The organism is Myroides sp. N17-2, from assembly GCF_002286775.1.
Classification (GTDB): domain Bacteria; phylum Bacteroidota; class Bacteroidia; order Flavobacteriales; family Flavobacteriaceae; genus Flavobacterium.
Window position 1 is genome coordinate 24,834 of record NZ_NSGJ01000027.1, and the last position, 18,132, is coordinate 42,965.

The 18,132-nt window shown below is 33.6% G+C and carries 16 protein-coding genes; 8 read left to right on the top strand and 8 right to left on the bottom strand.

All coding sequences use genetic code 11. The features are described from left to right. Nucleotides 1-156: 156 nt before the first annotated feature. Nucleotides 157-789 carry a 7-carboxy-7-deazaguanine synthase QueE gene (locus CF599_RS12035; protein ID WP_121966268.1) on the top strand — a complete coding sequence of 211 codons (633 nt, stop codon included), beginning with the start codon at nucleotides 157-159 and terminating at the stop codon, nucleotides 787-789. A gap of 40 nt (nucleotides 790-829) precedes the next feature. Continuing rightward, complete coding sequence (locus CF599_RS12040; RefSeq protein WP_121966269.1) at nucleotides 830-1,234, top strand: DUF2059 domain-containing protein; 405 nt, start codon at nucleotides 830-832, stop codon at nucleotides 1,232-1,234. A 60-nt stretch (nucleotides 1,235-1,294) separates the two neighbouring features. Here the strand turns inward: CF599_RS12040 and CF599_RS12045 are convergent, their stop codons facing one another. Continuing rightward, on the bottom strand, nucleotides 1,295-2,005 hold the full coding sequence (locus CF599_RS12045) for a bifunctional 2-polyprenyl-6-hydroxyphenol methylase/3-demethylubiquinol 3-O-methyltransferase UbiG (RefSeq protein ID WP_121966301.1): 711 nt from the start codon (nucleotides 2,003-2,005) through the stop codon (nucleotides 1,295-1,297). Nucleotides 2,006-2,068: 63 nt separating this feature from the next. Between CF599_RS12045 and CF599_RS12050 the strand changes: the two genes are divergently transcribed. Beyond that, entirely contained in the window at nucleotides 2,069-2,566 is a 498-nt protein-coding gene (locus CF599_RS12050; protein WP_121966302.1) for a YkgJ family cysteine cluster protein, read from the top strand. 52 nt (nucleotides 2,567-2,618) lie between these two features. Here the strand turns inward: CF599_RS12050 and CF599_RS12055 are convergent, their stop codons facing one another. The 7 genes from CF599_RS12055 to CF599_RS12085 all read right to left on the bottom strand — a co-directional run bounded on the left by CF599_RS12055 (nucleotide 2,619) and on the right by CF599_RS12085 (nucleotide 14,042). Continuing rightward, entirely contained in the window at nucleotides 2,619-2,825 is a 207-nt protein-coding gene (locus CF599_RS12055; protein ID WP_121966270.1) for a hypothetical protein, read from the bottom strand. Nucleotides 2,826-2,904: 79 nt separating this feature from the next. Further along, the gene (locus tag CF599_RS12060; protein WP_121966271.1) at nucleotides 2,905-3,666 is read right to left on the bottom strand and encodes a LytTR family DNA-binding domain-containing protein; all 762 of its coding nucleotides are present in this window, start codon (nucleotides 3,664-3,666) and stop codon (nucleotides 2,905-2,907) included. Between the two features lie 151 nt (nucleotides 3,667-3,817). Further along, entirely contained in the window at nucleotides 3,818-5,149 is a 1,332-nt protein-coding gene (locus CF599_RS12065; protein ID WP_121966272.1) for a RagB/SusD family nutrient uptake outer membrane protein, read from the bottom strand. Between the two features lie 12 nt (nucleotides 5,150-5,161). Beyond that, on the bottom strand, nucleotides 5,162-8,524 hold the full coding sequence (locus tag CF599_RS12070) for a SusC/RagA family TonB-linked outer membrane protein (protein ID WP_121966273.1): 3,363 nt from the start codon (nucleotides 8,522-8,524) through the stop codon (nucleotides 5,162-5,164). Between the two features lie 33 nt (nucleotides 8,525-8,557). After that, a complete protein-coding gene (locus CF599_RS12075) occupies nucleotides 8,558-11,149 on the bottom strand; it encodes a zinc-dependent metalloprotease (RefSeq protein ID WP_121966274.1) in 2,592 nt (863 codons plus the stop codon). A gap of 105 nt (nucleotides 11,150-11,254) precedes the next feature. Beyond that, on the bottom strand, nucleotides 11,255-12,766 hold the full coding sequence (locus CF599_RS12080; RefSeq protein WP_121966303.1) for a histidine kinase: 1,512 nt from the start codon (nucleotides 12,764-12,766) through the stop codon (nucleotides 11,255-11,257). A gap of 58 nt (nucleotides 12,767-12,824) precedes the next feature. Continuing rightward, complete coding sequence (locus CF599_RS12085) at nucleotides 12,825-14,042, bottom strand: exo-beta-N-acetylmuramidase NamZ domain-containing protein (RefSeq protein WP_121966304.1); 1,218 nt, start codon at nucleotides 14,040-14,042, stop codon at nucleotides 12,825-12,827. A gap of 7 nt (nucleotides 14,043-14,049) precedes the next feature. Here CF599_RS12085 and CF599_RS12090 point away from each other — a divergent pair, with 7 nt between their 5' ends. The 5 genes from CF599_RS12090 (at nucleotide 14,050) to CF599_RS12110 (ending at nucleotide 18,113) form a co-directional block, all read left to right on the top strand. Further along, nucleotides 14,050-15,285 carry an FtsX-like permease family protein gene (locus CF599_RS12090; RefSeq protein WP_121966275.1) on the top strand — a complete coding sequence of 412 codons (1,236 nt, stop codon included), beginning with the start codon at nucleotides 14,050-14,052 and terminating at the stop codon, nucleotides 15,283-15,285. A 915-nt stretch (nucleotides 15,286-16,200) separates the two neighbouring features. Beyond that, nucleotides 16,201-16,584: a DUF3592 domain-containing protein gene (locus tag CF599_RS12095; protein WP_143824822.1), complete on the top strand. Its 384-nt coding sequence runs from the start codon at nucleotides 16,201-16,203 to the stop codon at nucleotides 16,582-16,584. A gap of 12 nt (nucleotides 16,585-16,596) precedes the next feature. After that, entirely contained in the window at nucleotides 16,597-17,088 is a 492-nt protein-coding gene (locus CF599_RS12100) for a hypothetical protein (protein ID WP_121966277.1), read from the top strand. A gap of 8 nt (nucleotides 17,089-17,096) precedes the next feature. Continuing rightward, complete coding sequence (locus tag CF599_RS12105) at nucleotides 17,097-17,570, top strand: hypothetical protein (RefSeq protein WP_121966278.1); 474 nt, start codon at nucleotides 17,097-17,099, stop codon at nucleotides 17,568-17,570. 66 nt (nucleotides 17,571-17,636) lie between these two features. Further along, on the top strand, nucleotides 17,637-18,113 hold the full coding sequence (locus tag CF599_RS12110) for a hypothetical protein (protein WP_121966279.1): 477 nt from the start codon (nucleotides 17,637-17,639) through the stop codon (nucleotides 18,111-18,113). Nucleotides 18,114-18,132: the final 19 nt, after the last annotated feature.

Here is an 18,132-nt window from a genome sequence, read left to right on the forward strand (position 1 = left end):
TCTTGCTTTGTTTTGTATAATTCATTCTCGTTTAAACGCTTTCTGCGGATTTAAGGTTTAAATTAAAAACTCATCTGTCATCAGATGAGTTTTTTTGTTTATTATTTATTAGGAAGTTATTATAACTTATCTTTGTTGCCTTAATGTAAAAGTACAATGACTAAAGATTACGATAAAGTAGCCTTAGAAGATGGTAGAATATTACCTTTAATGGAGGAGTTTTATACAATACAAGGTGAGGGATATTATTCAGGTCACGCAGCTTATTTTATTAGATTAGGTGGATGTGATGTTGGATGCCATTGGTGTGATGTAAAAGAGAGCTGGGATGCTGAACTACATCCATTGACTGATGTAAATGAAATAGTGCTACGAGCTAAGTCAGATGCTAATTTAGCTGTTATTACTGGAGGTGAGCCTTTAATGTATAATCTGGATTATATTACTTCAGAACTTAAAAAAGCAGGTCTTCAAACTAATATTGAAACATCTGGGGCTTATGATTTAACAGGAGACTTTGACTGGATATGTCTATCTCCTAAAAAGAATAAATTACCAACTCAAAGTGTATATGATGCAGCCAATGAGTTAAAAGTAGTGGTGTATAATAGACATGATTTAATCTTTGCAGAAGAACAAGCGGCAAGAGTAAATAAAGATGCGCTATTATTATTACAAGTAGAGTGGAGTAAGAGAGAAGAGATGAATCCTATTATCGTGGAGTATGTGAAGAAAAATCCGCAGTGGAAAATATCAGTACAGACACATAAATATTTGGATATTCCTTAAATAGCTTTAAATTTACAATAAGGTTTAAAAAACAGAAACTATGAAAAAAATAATACTTGCTTTTGCAATGGTATTAGTTTGTCAGTTTACTTTTGCTCAAGATGCATTTAAAGTTGACACTAAGAAATATATGGAACTAAGTGGTCAGTTAAAGACTTTTGAAATGTTAACAAAAGAATTGTCTACTAATGTTGAGGAAGGAAAACGTGCAGATTTTGAAAAAGAATTAAAAGCGAGTATGCTTGTTCTTGTAGATAAAATGGCGGATATGTATATGACAGAGTTTACTCATGATGATGTTAAGAAACTTATCGCATTCTATGAATCTCCAATAGGAATGAAATTAAGCAGTAAGAGTGAAGTTCTTTTTGACAAAGGACAGAAAGTAGGTGAAGAGTGGGCTGTAGGCTTACAAGGCTTAATGATGAAATATATGACTGAGTAATCGATTAAAATAGAAAAAGACCTTTATGTATCACATAAAGGTCTTTTTTATTGATATAATTTAAGCAAGTGTTAGTTTGGCTAAGTAATCACAGTTTTCTCCTTCAGTGATAAGGTCACAATTTAGGCCATTGGCGTGAGCTGCATTTTGAAGAGTATTATAATCTAAGTATAACCAATCAAGTGGCTCATCTACTTCTCCTTTATATCCTACTGTGAAAGTTAGTTCACCATAGTAGTCTTTGTTTTCCATTGGTATCCATTTACCACCATCTTCGTCTTCATCAAACATATAGATTAAATCAGAACTATCAATAAGAATCTGACCTCCTGGAGTTAATAAACTTTTTAGATGCTGTAGGTATTTAGTGATATGGATTAAACGTCCGAATATTCCCGTACCATTCATTAAGAGTAATATAGTGTCATATTTCTCATCTTTTATATCAAGGATATTTTCTACGTGAACATTTGTAATCCCTCTTAATTTACATGCCTCAACAGAGTTTTTAGAAATATCGATTGCTTTGATATCAAACCCCTTTTCTTGTAAGTAAATACTATGGGCACCTGCTCCACATCCGACATCAAGTATCTTTCCCTGAGCTAAATTAAGCGCTTTTTGTTCAATCTTAGGCATTTGCTTATATGATCTGAACAGATAAGTGATATCCATTTCTTCCGCTTCAGAAATGTCTGTTTCCGTGATTACGTTCTGTGGATTGTTATTGGTTTGAAAATCTAAGATAGCTTTTCCTAAAAGGTCTTTCATTATTTTATCTTTCATTTAAAATTAAAGAAGAGTTGTTGTAATTTTGTACGCAAAATGATAGAGATGGATAAAATACTTTCACAACTTCCTAAGTTGGCCAAAGATAAGCATAATGAAAACAAAAAGTATTTCGATAAATTAAAAAAGAAAGCTCCTAAGGATTTAGATTACCAAATGCAGGATATACACGATGCAGTATTTAAACGCACTGATTGTTTGAGTTGTGCTAATTGTTGCAAGACGACTGGTCCTTTGTTTACCAATGCCGATATAGAGCGTGTAGCAAAGCATTTAAAAATGAAACCCCAACAATTTATAGATAAGTATCTACATATTGATGAGGATCGTGATTATGTTTTACAAAGTCTTCCTTGTACATTTTTAGATAATGAGAATTACTGTATGATTTATGACGTTCGCCCAAAAGCTTGTCGCGAATATCCACATACAGATCGCAAGAAGTTTAATCAGATATCAAACCTCACACTTAAAAATGTAGCTATCTGCCCTGCTGCCTATGAAGTGGTAGAGGAGATGAAGAAGAGAATAGTAGTCAAGTAATAAAAGTATTTTCCTTAAATCTGTAGCAAACTATAGTTGCAGATTTAAGATTTTAGATAAAAGTATATTCTTCTTCTAATGCTTGTAAACTTTCATCTGTAATATCTTCTATTCTATCTGTGAAGTACTCTACTAGTTCAAGTATTTTATCTTTTAATCTTTCAAAGAATGCTACTGCATTATCTAAATATCCTTTTATAGCATTAAATAAGTCAAGAATTCTATCAACAAAGTTGATAAGACGATCTCCAAAGTCCATAGTATTTTGTTTTTTAATTTAGGTTATCTCAAATATAACAAAATAACACACTGAATTATCTTAAAGGAATGAGAAAGTTTTAACTTAACCATGTTTTTAAGTCTAATATTTGGTTTTTGCTAACTAATATAGGTGCATCATCTTCAGGATCAGGAGTGATTTTCAGCTCTATCTTTTGACTATTGTGTTTGATGATATCCGATACAGATTTAATGTTAATGATATATTTTCGATTAACTTTAAAGAACGTTTTATTATCTAGTTTGTTAATGATATCCTTTATTGTATCATCATAGATATAAGAGTTGTTGTCAAATGTATGTAAGAATAAGTGCTTTCCTGATGCTACGAAGTAAGCTATTTGGTCATTTTCTATTGACTTTAGTTTATGTCCATTATTTACTAAGAAGCGATCTTTAATGCTAGTATCTCCATCGTTTTCTATCTTTATTAAGCTGTCTAAAGTGGGAGTGATTTCAAACTGCTTACTGATCTCCTTAAATTTTATTAAAGCATCACCAAGCTCTTCACTTGTAAATGGCTTAAGGATGTAATCTATAGTAAATTGTTTGAACACATGAATGGCATAAGAGTCATAAGCCGTGGTAAATATGATAGGTGACTTTATCTCTATATGCTCGAATATCTCTAGGCTTTTGCCATCTCCTAAGTGAATATCCATAAATATCAAGTCAACCTTATTTGTCAAAAAGAAGGCAGTTGCTTCCTTTACAGAAGATAGTATAGTTATCTCTTCTATAGTTAGGTAATCTTGCTTTAGAAGCAATGATTTTAAGTAATTCGATGCTAAAGACTCGTCTTCAACTATGGCAACTTTCATGTGGTGGGAATTTTTACAAAAGTATAAAATATAATTGAATCTGTCTTTTTCTTTACTTCTTCAGATAGGGAAGCTTTATTGATGTTGATGAGAAATAAAAAAGCCACTCGATGTCGAGTGGCTTTTTTCAGTTATATGAGTCTGGCTAAGACTATAGATTTGGGTTGTTTTCTCTTGCATCTTTAGGGAATGGCAACGTATATCTCAAGTCATTTTCTGCTAGAGTGAACGTGTCATTACCAAATTTGTGTACTATTTGTTTTTGGTTTAGACGTCTTAAGTCAAACCATCTGTGTCCTTCGAAAGCAAATTCTTTATTTCTTTCATCTAAGATAAAAGTGATAAATCCTTTCTGATCCAAACCTGAAAGCTTCTGTAAAACTTTTGCAGCAGCTTCCGGCTTGTATCTACTAACTATCAATTTCTCAATTGTACTCTTAGCTTCAGCTAGTCTGTTTAAGTGACCTAATGCTTCCGCTTTTATCATATATAATTCAGAAGTACGGAAAGATGCTTTCATCTCACCTGTACCTGTCTTCTTACTAATATAAGATCCTTTTGCTAGTTCAAAAGAAGCATTAAAACGAAGATCATTAACTCTATCGTACGTATTATATAATTCGTCAGATAGTAATGCAGTCTCCTTTAAGTCGTTTTCTAGTGTTTCTTCTAATGCTAAGATTGACTCTACTGATTTAAAACTAGCGACTGATATATCTGTCTTCTTGTTTAGATCTTGTAATTCACTTTTATATCTTAAAGCTTGATCAACACTTACTAATGCTGCTTCGTACTCTTTTTGATATAAGTTAACTTTAGCTTCTAATGCATAGATAGCAGCCTTTGTAAAACGATAGTTCTGACCAACTTCATAAGTTGTAACTCTTAAGTGCTTTTTAGCATTATCTATATCAGAGTGTATCTGTACATAAACTTCAGCCATTGTTGATTTATGCTTTCTTTGCTCTATTTCATGTTCTATATGTAGAACAATAGCTAATTCAGTAGATGCTGTTGACTTATCATAAGGTTTAGCATATAAGTTAACTAAGTCAAAGTAAGCTAACGCTCTTAATCCGTATGCTTCTCCTAATAATTGTTCTTTTTCATCACCTACTTGCATTGTGTTGACCCCATTGTTGATCAAGTCATTTGTATAAAAAATTGACTTGTAAAATTGACCATAACCAAAGCTTTTAGTCTGTTTTGAAGGGTTTACATCTTGGTAAGAATAGATATCCTTAATAGATAGAAAAGCCATTGACTCACTAGCAGTAGTTGTGATATGCACTTCATCAGTACGGAAATTACTTCTTGACTTATGTTGTGGATAGTTAAAATATGCCGTTGTCATAAGTTTGCGGTAATCTTCTGTCGTCTTAGGAATTATTTTTCCTTTTGGTTCTATATCTAGAAAACTATCGCAACTAGTAGTGGTTAATCCTAACAATAAACCACTTAATAATAATATTATTTTTTTCATGATGATTCGGTATTAGAAAGTTACATTTAACCCTAAAGTAAATGACTTTTGGATTGGTTGTGTATAGATATTACCATACGTTTCTGGATCAAAATAACCATCATAGTTAGTTCCAAAAACAAATAAGTTACGACCTTCTACAGTAAATCTGACGTTGTCAAGATTAAGTTTTCTCAATAGCTCTTTTGGTAATGTATACCCTAAACGCATACTACTGATACGGATATAGCTAATCTCTTTAGTCCATAGATCTAAATACTTGTAAGCATTTCCATTATCTCCACCATCAAAGTATTTTGCTAACATCCAGTTATCATTAGTAGGATCCATATTTCCATTATAGTCATTACCTATGATACCTGGTAATGTTGCACTTGGATTGTCTGGAGTCCAGATATTTAACATATCTGTTGTATAATTTCTTCCTGGATCTACTTTATAAGCATTGTATGAAGGTGTTTTTTGTACAGTTTGTTTTAAATTAAAAGCTGCAGAAATTGTAAAGTCGAAGTTTTTAATTTTAATTGTATTTATTAAACCTCCAGTGAATTTAGGATCTTTATCACCTGCATAAGAGTATAAATTTCTATATTCTTCTGGTGTAAGTTCTGATTCAACCATATATCCTGGCATAAATTCAGCCATTGGATCTTTTAGTTTAAAGAACTCTTTACCTGTTACTTTTTCTCCCTCTTTCCAGAATAAGATATTTCCTTTATCATCTAAACCTGCTGTTTTGATATGGAATACTGCATTAACAGGTAGTCCTTCTCTAGAAGGTAGCGTTTCATTGTCAAATATCTGGATTTTATCTACTCTACTTTTGTTATGTGCAAAGTTGAATGTAGTTGTCCAAGAGAAGTCAGGTGTAGAAATATTCTTTGTAGTAAGTGATATTTCATAACCTTTATTTGTCACCTGAGCCCAGTTCATATTTGTCCATTCGTATCCTGTCTCTAGAGGTAATGCTCTAAGACCGATTAAGTCAGTACTTTTTCTGTTATAAGCATCGAATGCAACAGCTATTCTATTATTAAATAACCCTAGATCAAAACCAAAGTTTGTATTTGTCGTTTTTTCCCAACGTAATGTTCCATTTGGAGCAGCATCTACTTGAATAGTACTTTCTGGATATCCCGGTAAAATAGTAGAAATACTATAAACTCCAATAAGATAAGGAGATGTGTTTCTATCTATATTTCCTTGTAATCCATAAGAAGCACGTAATCTTAAATTACTTACGAAGTCTATGTTCTCCATAAACTTTTCTTTAGATACTAACCATGATCCAGACACAGCCCATAGAGGTACATATCTGTATTTAGGATCTACACCGAATAAGTTAGAACCATCTGCACGTACACTTCCAAATACTGTATATTTTCTATTGTATGTGTATGATGCAGTTGCAAAGAAAGAAGCATAAGCATTGTTATTTTCTGTTCTTTTATAGGTCTCATAGATTGCTTGTGTAGCATCTGCATTACCTTCTGGGAAGATGATTGGTTTTGTTGTTAAAGTATTTGAGTCATATCCAAAGCCTTTTGACTTAATGATTGTTTGATCAGATTTTCTAATCTCCATACCAGCCATCACGTCTACTTCATGCATATCGTTGAAGATAGCATTATAAGTAGCTTGTGTTTTCCAGTTATATTGGAACATATCGTCATTAAAGTTTTCAATAACACCTCCGTCTGGCAAGAAATACTTAAACTGTTTTGCCTTACTATCCCAATAGCGAGTTGCTTCATTTAATTTACGAGTAGAGTAAGTTTCTTTTCCTAAATATTTTTCAGTATCACTTTTGTCAAGTTGTAATCCTAATTGTGACGTTAATTTGAAATCACTGAATAGTTGATATTCTAAATCAAATACAGCTTTAAATGATTTGTTAACTAATTCGTAGCTTGTATTCGCTCTTTCTTCAGCGAAGTTAAAAGGCACATATCTACCGCTAAATCCGTCGATATCTTTATCATACATATAGCTACCATCAGCATTATATGGAGCTAAATAAGGATTGGCATTTCTAGAGTAGTTAACTGGGTTAATAGAAGAATCAGCATCTGTTACGAAGTTTTTCTTTTTAGAGTGAGTTCCGAATAAAGCTACTCCTACTTTAAGTTTATCACTTACTTGGTAGTTGTCTTTTAAAGTAATATTAAAACGCTCAAAACCTGTTCCTATCGTTGTACCATCTTCATTAAAGTACCCTAGAGAGAAGTAATAATCATTCACATCACTACCACCAGAAAGGCTTAAACCATATTGTTTATTAAATGTAGGACGGAATATCTCTTTACCCCAATCTGTATTTGTATTTCTTAAGTTGTTGATAGACGCTTGTGTTGCTGATGATAATGAGCCAAAACCACCATTTCTATACATGTCTAATTCATTTGTACCATTTAGGATACGCATTACTTCACCTTGATTAGATCTATCATTAAAAATATCAGATCTACCTGCTAACATTAATTCTAAATCAACTTTTTGATCAGAGTTAAGTAAGTTAAGTTTTTTTGAATCAGGTCTCTGGTTAACGAAGGTATTAACTGTAAAGTTTACTTTCATATCCCCTTTCTTCCCTTTCTTTGTAGTAATTAAGATTACCCCATTAGCTGCTCTAGCACCATAGATGGCAGTAGCTGAAGCATCTTTTAAAATAGTAATATCTTGGATATCGTCAGGGTTTAATCCTGCGATAGAGAAGTTCTGAAGTTGATCGATATTAGCCTTATCATTAAAGTTAGGAACATCGCTTCCTTCTAATGGCATACCATCTAGTACCCATAATGGATCTTGTGCACCTGATAGAGATGCAGTACCACGGATTCTGATTTTAGCAGGTCCACCAGGAGCACCAGTTAGGCTTGTTACAGCTACACCAGCTACCTGTCCCGCTAACATTTGATCCACACTAGCCACACCGCTTTGATTTATCTCAGCCATACTCACTTGCGCCACTGAAGACGTAAGTTTTCTTTTTTCGATAGTCTGGTATCCTGTGATTACTACTTCGTTTAATACGTCTGGATCAGCGCCTAAAGTTACTATATAGTTTCCTTTAGCACCTAATGTAATAAGTTTTGATTCATATCCGATAAAACTAATACGAATACTCTTAGTATCTTTTGGAACTTCTAAAGTAAAGTTACCATCGAAGTCAGTCATAGTACCAATACTAGTACTTTCTACGATACCGGCTTGAGTAGTAGCATTAGAGACAGTCTGTGTCTCCACTATTACTGAAGCACCTGGTAATCCTAGCTTGTCAGTGCTATCCTGAACAAGACCAGTGATCACTCTTTTCTCCTGCGCAAAGGCAAGAGAAATAGTAAGGAGTGAGAAAAGGAGAAAAAGTTTTTTCATGTTTCCTTTAAAATAATTGGGGTTAGTTTATTTCTATAGATTTAAAGCTTCATTGATTCTATTAATTAGATCTAAGTAATGTGCTCGTGTCGCTTTATCTCCACTATTTTTCTTTTTTGTCAATGTATCTTTAATATTCATTAATTCACCTTTTTTGTAAGAAGTAACTTCCGAAACTCTTTTCATTACAGTGTAATTAATATTTCTCAATTTATTCTCCTCTTCTATGTGGTTACACAGCGTTGGGAATTGTAGAGAATGTGCAGTCAGTAAACCTTTTTTGCTTGTTTTCTCAAACAACTTGTTTACGTCAATAATCAACGCATCAACATAGTTCTTTTGCGTCATACGTTCAAAAATAGATAATGCCTTACCTTTTTTTGTGGGTGCAAAAATCTCACTATTAAGCATTGAAAACAAATCATTTATGGTAAAGTTTTTCTCTTTACCTAATTGTACTTGTTGTACTTCGTTCTCTAATAGACGCAATAAGCGTTCATCCATTAAAGTGTAGTATAACGTAGAGTACTGTAGTTCTCTCGCTAATGAATATGGTGAATATTCGAATGGACCTACTGGAGAATCTTTTAAGCTGTATGTATTCTCAATAACCTCATTAAAGAACAACCACGTAGGAATTTGCAAAGCATTCTTTGCTAAATATTCCACTGCTCTTTTTTGCGTTTCGAAAGGGACAGGCTCGTATGCTTTTTTGTTGTTTCCGTATACTGCATGGTTTAAATAAACCCCTCCGATATTGTTTAATACATGTTGGTTATACATCTGCCATTGACCAATAGCTCCCATATATAACTTCCCAGCTTCGTAGTAATCTTCTCCTTCATCGTAAGTCCAAGGAATAATATTTTCTACAACTATCTTTAAATTTTTAAGACCGTATTCACTTGCTTTCATCGCATCGTCACCTAAATCCTCTGACTGAGAACGTGGGTCTACGATATTTAATGAACTTTGTTGCTCTCCGTAGAAGTACATAGGATCATCTTGATGATCTTCTATCATAGTACGCAGTGCTTTCTTTTCTTCTTCTTGAGTAGCGTACCAACGGTATCCCCATTCGATAGCATACTTGTCATATAGACCGATCTGAGGAGTTATCGCTGTTACTCCATCACCAGGCTGTGCTACATAGTTATAACGAGCATAATCCATAATAGAAGGAGCGGTACCACCCATTTTATCTGTAAACTCTTTTGAACGCAATGACTCAACAGGGAATGCAAATGACGATCCCATATTGTGTTTTAGTCCGAAAGTATGTCCTACTTCATGAGATGATACAAAGCGAATAGCTTCTCCCATATGCTCATCTGTAAACTTGTTGGCTCTAGCTCTAGGATCTATAGGCCCTGTCTGTATGCGCATCCAGCTGTGAACTGATGTCATTACGTTATGCCACCAAATAATATCTGATTCTATTATCTCACCACTACGAGGATCTATAACCGCAGGTCCCATCGCATTAGATTTAGGTGATGCAGCATAAGTAATCACTGAGTAGCGTACATCATCTATATCAAAGTCTTTATCTTCTTCAGAAGGTTCTTTAGCGATAATAGCATTCTTAAAACCAGCTTTCTCAAATGCTACTTGCCAATCGTGTACCCCTGCCATGATCTTAGATCTCCATTGGGGTGGTGTAGCAGGGTCTACATAGTAAACGATTGGTTTTTTAGGCTCAACTAATTCGCCTCTTAAGTATTTCTCTATATCTTCTTCTTTTGGTTCCATGCGCCACTTCGTGATGAATTCTTCTTCTTTCATCTTGTGTTGTGCATCGCTAAAGAACCAATGTTTTTCTGTAAAGTATCCTACTCTCTTATCAGCTATACGCGGCTGCATTGGCTTCTCAGATAATAAGACGATATTACTCGTGATTCCTAAAGAAACAGGTAATTCACCTGAACCTTCATTCACACTTGTAGTTAGTAAAGATTTTACAACTAGGTTCTCAGGAAACGTTTTAACTCCTTCTATATAAGATAGGTTAGTCTTAACAGATGTAGGTAAGCCTAATCCATTTAAGACATCGTTAAAGCTCTTTTGATTTCCATCAAATACTTTGTTTACTTTGATTACAGTAGCAGTAGAGTCTGGATTTTGAGCTTCGATATCGAATACCTCTAATACAGATTCTATAAAGTTTGTTTTTACTGATTTTGTGATTGCATCATTAGCAGGAGAAGAAACTCTTGGGGTGATTGTTTTAACCCATACTTTTTTTGCAATTGTATCTTTGTGAAATGTGATCAGTTTATTCTCATAGTTCATACCAGTATTAGCACCAGCATCATTAACTTCTAATGGAACTTGAGATAGTTTATTAACAATTAAGAATTGACGGTTTAGTAGACTGTCAGGGATCTCAAAGTAGATATCAGTCTTAGCTTGGATTGTATTAAACATTCCTTTACTATACACACCTTTTTTGATTAAGTCTGCATAGTTGTTTTTCTTGCTATCTGTAGAGTCTTTCTCTGTGGTTACTGTTTTTTCAGTTTTTGGGGTAGTTTTTTTCTTAGCTGCATAGGCAGGTGGTACCTGTGTCAGACAGTAAGAAAATATTAAAGCACTGATACTTAGTTTAACCGTGTTTTTATCCATTGTTATGTTAAGTTATTATTAAGTCAGTATAAAACTAGTTGACTTAATCGTATGCTTAAAATTTTTGGGAGTGAATGGATTGAATAGGGGAGTGAGTGGATAATTTTAACATTTGATCAAAGGCAATATGCAAACAAATTCTCTTTCTTCGCAAACTGTCTTAAGCCCTGACACATTATAATAGTTATATATTGATGCTAAGTATTTTATACCGAAATGTTCACTTCCTATTTCAGACTTTTTAGGTTGATAGTTATTCGTGATAACAGCTTTCTCATCATCGATAATTATCTCTATAGTGAGTGGTTGTTCTATCGTTGCAATATTGTGCTTTAACGCGTTTTCTACACAGATTTGCAGCCCTAAGAAAGGGATTTTTTTAACTATTTTTTCTGAACGATTATCAATTAATTTAAAGTTTAGTTCTTTTGTGAATCGCGTTTTTTGTAACGTTATGTATTTATCAATAAAGTCTATCTCACTGTTAATATCTACAATGTTCTCTTCAGGAGGAGTTATTAAGTAACGGTAAGTTTTACTTAAATTCAATGTAAACTTTTGGGCAATTTCAGGTTCTAAGTCGATTAACATATATAACGAGTTAAGCGAATTAAATAGGAAGTGTGGGTTGATCTGATTCTTTAATTGTTGTAATTGAATCAATGCTTTTTCCTTTACAATCTTTTCATTCTCTACAGCCAACAACTCTTTCTCTAAATATGCTTTTTTATTCGCCATACTAAAGATGTAGAATAGCAATAAGAGTATAGTTACAGTAGTAATAAAAATTAATATCGTATTGGTTCTAATAGGTTTAATGTTATCATCTACATTAAACTTAGGGAAGTTTATCGTGATATAACCTGAGAAGTTTTCTGATTTAAAAGGACTAATAAATCTGAATACCTCTAAATTAAGGTACTCCGAATTAACCACTGGTGGATTAGCAGCATCAGTAGTCTTAATAGTATCCTGTACAGAGAAATTACTTAGCTCAAAAACATTTTTCCCCATTAGACTATCCTCAGGGTGATATACGCATAGTCCATCTCTAGTGAATATATAGGCGTAGTTAGGCGTAGTCACATCTATATTAGTAAGGTATTTATGGAACAGTGACATATCGACTACAATACCATAGATAATACGTTCGTTATTAGCCGTAGGCATACTGTGATACATTAGCCAATATTGATATCCATTCTTTTCTATGAAAGTATTCTTCTTAGAGTGACTTGGATGAGCTAAGATAGTTTGCCCGAATATATTATCCTTTTCGTGTTTTTGACCTTCGCCGACATAGGCATCAATGACTTCATTGTTCGTATTAACTCTAAAATACCAATTAAGAGATACCACACCGTCTAAATTGTACATCTGATTTAGTACCTCATACTTTAAAGGTAATTGATCTATGGGGGTGCTTTTAGTGATGTAATCTAGAGAGTTTAGATGAGAGTCTATTTTCTTAAACTCTAAATCTAGTGAACGTAGTTTTTGATAAAAATTCTTAGAGGTGATATATTTATAAGTAGACTCATTACTCTTGTTAATCGAAGAACTTAATACATATATCGCCCCTATGGTAATAAGAAGTATTGCTATTCCTATTGCCATAAAAGCTTTACGTGATATTAATTTAGTATTCTTCTTAGCCACTTGTCAGTGTAAAGTATTAATTAGTATAAAGTAAGTAAGGTTTACGAGTTTGTTTAAACTTGTCTAAACCACCTTGCCAAGTCTTGCGTATTTCATCCTCTGATTTACCCGCTATTATCTGTGCTTTTAAGCTATCTGTACCCGCTAGTTTAACAAAGAAGTTAATGAAGAACTTGTCTTTATTAGTCGAGTTTTTATACGCTTTAAGTAACCACTTTAATTCTATCTTCGTCAGTTTCTTTTCTTTTGACAAGTTCTCACCATAGCACAGTTTTCCTTTGTTCATCGGATCTTTTGCACCTGCATTAGATTGAGGAGTGAATTGGTAAGGCATATTTGTTAAGAAGGGAGAACCATATATTTGGAACTGTAAGTCAGTCCCTCTACCTGAGCTCACATTTGTTCCTTCAAAGAAACATAGACTAGCATATAAGTTGATAGATTGATCATTCGGTAGGTTAGGAGAAGGAGATACAGGTAGAGAATAACTCATCTCTCTAGTATAATTCTCACATGGGATAACAGTAAGGTCACATTGTACCCCATTAGCTAACCACTTTTCGCCATTGATCATTTTAGCATATTCACCTATTGTCATTCCGTGCATAGCAGGGATAGGATGCATCCCAACGAAACTCTTATTCTTCATCTCTAACGTTGGCCCATCTATAATACTAATATTCGGATTAGGTCTGTCTAATACGATAACTGGTATGTTCTGTTCTGCACAGGCTTCCATCAGGTAGTGAAGTGAAGAGATATAGGTATAGAATCTAGCCCCCACATCTTGCAAGTCAAAAACCATTACATCTATTCCTTTTAACTGATCTACAGAAGGCTTTTTATTATTTCCATATAGTGATATAATAGGTAATCCTGTCTTTGTATCCTTTCCATCTTTGACTAATTCACCCGCATCAGCAGTTCCTCTAAATCCGTGTTCAGGAGCATAGATCTTCTTTACATTCACCTTATTTTCTAATAAGAAGTCAACAGTTGATGTATAAGTACCTTGTGCGTTATTTACTACACCTGTCTGATTAGTGAGTACACCTACGTTTTTATTCTTAAGCAGGCTAGCATATTCTGAGATACGCTCAGCACCAACCTTAATAGTCTGCTCATTTTTTTGTTTTAAAGTTGCAGTTTTAGCATAAGTTTTTAAATTAACACCGAATGCTAATAGACATACTAAGAATAAAAATGTATTTTTGAACATTGAATTTGATATCATATTTACTTTGAAATTAGAATATTTTATAACCAAACGATTAGTCACTACTAAGAACTATAAAAGTAGTGTATCTGCACCAATTATTAAAATTGCCATAACTGCTATTGCGTTAGGGATGATAATGATGTTGATAGCTGTAGCAACAGGACTCGGTTTAAAATACAAAATTAGAGATAAAATCTCAGCTTTTAGCGGTCACGTCATAATTACTAACTATGATAGTAATATTACTGACATCACCCTGAAGCCAATAGATGCTCAGATAATGAATTCTCCTGATATCAAGAATATCACAGGAGTTAAGAATATACAGAAGTACGCTTCTAAAGCAGGGATTATACGTACAGAGACTTCCTTTGAAGGAATTATCTATAAAGGAGTAGACTCGCTATATGATCTTAATGAACTAAAAGATTATGTGATAGAGGGAAGACTACCTAAGCCCTCTGCAGGGATGAGTAATGAAGTATTACTGTCTCAGTATATGGCAGATCGTATGCACTTTAAGGTAGGCGATAAGGTCACTACATACTTTATGAAAGAGTGGGGGAATAAAGTTCCTAACGTACGCCAATTCGAGATAGTTGGTATCTATAACTCAGCTTTACAGCAATTCGACGCAAATATTGTAATAGGAGATATAAGACACGTGCAACGTCTAAATAGATGGCAACCCAATGAAGTAGGTGGCTTCGAAGTAGTCCTAAACGACTTTGATCAGATACAACAAAAGGGACAAGAGTTTTATACCAATCTTCCTTCAACAGTAGACAGTAAAACGATAGTAGATAAATACAGTAATATCTTTAGTTGGATAGATATGTTTGACTTTAATATTATGGTGATCATTATTATTATGGTAGCGGTCGCTTCTATTAATATGATTGTCGCACTACTAGTATTGATATTAGAACGCACACAGATGATCGGTATCCTTAAAGCGATGGGAGCTAATAACTGGACTATCCGCAAGATATTCTTATATAACGCCACATACCTTATCGTGAAAGGACTCCTTTATGGAAACATCATCGGATTAGGATTATTATATACACAGCAGTACTTCGGATTTATCAAACTTGATTCAACGTCTTATTACGTAAGAGAAGCCCCTGTGTTAATCCGTTTTACAGACGTATTCCTATTAAATGCAGGAGTTATCTTAATCGCATTCTTAGTGCTGTTAATCCCATCATATCTAATTTCTAAGATCAGCCCTGTAAAGGCTATCCGATACGACTAATTTAATTAAGAATTAGGAATTCAAAATTAAGAATTTTTTGCCTTCGGCAGAGGGGTATTCTCATACCATGTCATGTCCTATCGCTACCCAAACCATGTCAAGGTACAGACGCAATATTTTGCGTGTCACCCAAACCACATCTCCAACGTAACCACAATCCTTGCGCTGGCGCGGATTTGAAATCAGTGCCGTGTATATCCCCAAACCATATCACGCCCTATCTACACCCAATTGTACGGGCGTATCACTATACGCCCCGCCGCCACAATCTTTTTATAGGTAGAAGAATCCGTGCCGTGTATTTCCGCAATCAAAACTTCTCCACCTTCCATTCTCCCCTTATTTAATCTCGATACTCAGCGAGTCGTAGATTACCTATCAATAAGTGAAGTATTGCTCGACTAATATTTCTCAGAGCGACTATTTACGGCTAATACTCGAGCAACTGTCGAGCAACTTTGCATGAGTACTGATTCCCATTGGGATTGAGAGATGTACTTGAAAAGTCTAAAAAAACTAAAAAACGGTTATAGTATTTAAAAACAGTGTGTTATGTTTTTAGGATATATAAAAAAAGTATTAGCCTTTTTTTGAGTATTTGGCTATTAAGCCTAAAATGAGGGGTTTTTAGAAAAAAAGTGAATTGAAAAGGGTGTTTTAAGCCTCAAATAGGGAGATAAATATACTAAAATAAAAAAAGAGGTTTGCGTTTTTTTACATACTCTATATTGACTTAAAATTTTAACGGATAACTTATTATAAATATCAGGTGATAGAATTGATTAGTACCACATTGTTTGGTAAAAGTATGATGAGTATGTTAAAATATTATGCTAAATTTGTGTGAAAATATATTTAATGAATTGATATTGAGTGTGTAGGGATAGTGTGGAAAATGAGAAGCAATATTTAGTTATGAATGTAGAAACAGGCATTAGAAGTAATACAACGAAGAAAGCGTTCATTACTGTAGTTATTATCGTCGCTCTATGTGTGTATAAGTTTATTTATCTTGATTATATAGGAGGGGATGATGTAAAAAGAAGGATTTATAAGGATTATGTAAAGACGGAAGCAAGGATAGTAGATACCCATACTTCTGGTAGAAGAGGGACGCTAGGACGTAGTGCAATGTGGTATTTAGAGTACCAAAATAGTAATGGCAGAATTTATCGCAATAGACAATTTAGTGAGGGGCTCAAGACTAGAAAAGTAGGGGAGTCTATCTATATTTATTACAATCCTAATAATCCTAATGAATACGTTACTGAGAAAGAATATAATAAAGTAAATAATTAAAAGATAGAATATATGGGAAGTATTATTGATATGATTAAAGGATTATTCGTTGCATCAAATGAGGAAGTAACTAGAACTAAGGAAACAATGAAGTCATTTCTTAAGCAGATTCTTAATCGAGATTCAATAGATGAGTATATGATTATTTACGGTAAAGCTATAGAACAGACATCATATGTAGTGGCAAGTCGTACTACATATTATAATTATATGATAGCGTTTAATAAGAATACAGGGGATATTATTATCACTGATATTGATTCTAAGTTAACAGGATATGGTACTTCAATTATCATAACAAATGACAATCTGAAACAAGCTAAGTTAAAATCATTTGGAGTAGTTTATAAATTTGAGTTTAAAGACAAAACTAGTATAGAGTTCCAAGTACCAGAGATAAACTCTAAGATAGCTGATCTAACAGGTGGTTATGAATTAGCTATCTCACAGAAAGAAGAAGCTAAGGTATTCAAGCAATTCTTTAAAAATAGGTTCAATTGTTAGACTAGAGAATGAAGAAGTGGATATTAGGTTTTTTAGTAATGATGAGCTTGTACTCGTGTCAGGATAATTTAGGGGATTATAAGACGGTGATTTATGCTTATAATAGAATAGAGTTTTGGAGATTAGATAATACGATAAAGGTTGATAATCTAAATGTCCAATTACAGGTTGTACAAGATTATGAGAGAACTTTATCTAATGCGATTGAAGAGATTAAGACAGTGAAGCCTGATCGTAAATCATCTGAATTTACTAAATCAGCATTAGAGTTATGTGAGTTTACTAAGGACGAATATATTCCTATGAGGGTGGAGTGGATTAATATGTATATGAGTAAACGGACTAATAGTTATACTCCTGCTGAACGACAATTGTCAGAGAAGTTAGAGAAGATGGATAAAAAGTACGAGCAGTTAAAAGCAGAGGCAGATAGACAGTATAATGCATTTGTAGCAGAGATTAACATCAAGGTGTTAGATTAAAGTTGAGGAACAACGTTGTTCTGATAAGTAAGTAATTTGTTTTGAAAAATTAAATAAAAATTAGATATGAAAAAAATGATTTTAGGTGCTGTAATAGCATTAACAATGTTCTCTTGTGGGGGAAATATGGATATGAACCAACAGATAGTAGGTGTTTATAATAAGTATGTAGTGGAGTCTGAAAAGTTGGTAGACAATGTAGATAAAGGTACTTTAGAGGAAAGAGAAAAAACACTAGCTAAGTTAGCATCATTAGTGGATAGCTGTACTACTGTGGTTAAAGAGATCAAACCCACTAAAGAGGCTGAGGCATTTCACACTAGTACTTTAGAAGTGTATAAAGTAGTAGCTGAAGAACAAGTACCTGTTTTGAAAGAGTTTATTGCAATAGATGAGAAGGATGAATCAAATGCTAATATAGATAAGTATAATAAGGCAATTGATAAAGTAAATACAGTAGGAGAAAAAGTAAGTAAACTAGAGGAGAAAGTATTAAAAGTACAAGAAGATTTTGCAAAAGCAATCGGAGCTAAACTATACTAGTTTATCACTCTTTAATTAT

Excerpts from the sequence above, each read along its gene's own strand:
- CF599_RS12035 (WP_121966268.1), top strand. The coding sequence starts at position 157 with ATGACTAAAGATTACGATAAAGTAGCCTTAGAAGATGGTAGAATATTA.
- CF599_RS12040 (WP_121966269.1), top strand. The coding sequence starts at position 830 with ATGAAAAAAATAATACTTGCTTTTGCAATGGTATTAGTTTGTCAGTTT.
- CF599_RS12045 (WP_121966301.1), bottom strand. The coding sequence starts at position 2,005 with ATGAAAGACCTTTTAGGAAAAGCTATCTTAGATTTTCAAACCAATAAC.
- CF599_RS12050 (WP_121966302.1), top strand. The coding sequence starts at position 2,069 with ATGGATAAAATACTTTCACAACTTCCTAAGTTGGCCAAAGATAAGCAT.
- CF599_RS12055 (WP_121966270.1), bottom strand. The coding sequence starts at position 2,825 with ATGGACTTTGGAGATCGTCTTATCAACTTTGTTGATAGAATTCTTGAC.
- CF599_RS12060 (WP_121966271.1), bottom strand. The coding sequence starts at position 3,666 with ATGAAAGTTGCCATAGTTGAAGACGAGTCTTTAGCATCGAATTACTTA.
- CF599_RS12065 (WP_121966272.1), bottom strand. The coding sequence starts at position 5,149 with ATGAAAAAAATAATATTATTATTAAGTGGTTTATTGTTAGGATTAACC.
- CF599_RS12070 (WP_121966273.1), bottom strand. The coding sequence starts at position 8,524 with ATGAAAAAACTTTTTCTCCTTTTCTCACTCCTTACTATTTCTCTTGCC.
- CF599_RS12075 (WP_121966274.1), bottom strand. The coding sequence starts at position 11,149 with ATGGATAAAAACACGGTTAAACTAAGTATCAGTGCTTTAATATTTTCT.
- CF599_RS12080 (WP_121966303.1), bottom strand. The coding sequence starts at position 12,766 with ATGGCAATAGGAATAGCAATACTTCTTATTACCATAGGGGCGATATAT.
- CF599_RS12085 (WP_121966304.1), bottom strand. The coding sequence starts at position 14,042 with ATGATATCAAATTCAATGTTCAAAAATACATTTTTATTCTTAGTATGT.
- CF599_RS12095 (WP_143824822.1), top strand. The coding sequence starts at position 16,201 with ATGAATGTAGAAACAGGCATTAGAAGTAATACAACGAAGAAAGCGTTC.
- CF599_RS12100 (WP_121966277.1), top strand. The coding sequence starts at position 16,597 with ATGGGAAGTATTATTGATATGATTAAAGGATTATTCGTTGCATCAAAT.
- CF599_RS12105 (WP_121966278.1), top strand. The coding sequence starts at position 17,097 with ATGAAGAAGTGGATATTAGGTTTTTTAGTAATGATGAGCTTGTACTCG.
- CF599_RS12110 (WP_121966279.1), top strand. The coding sequence starts at position 17,637 with ATGAAAAAAATGATTTTAGGTGCTGTAATAGCATTAACAATGTTCTCT.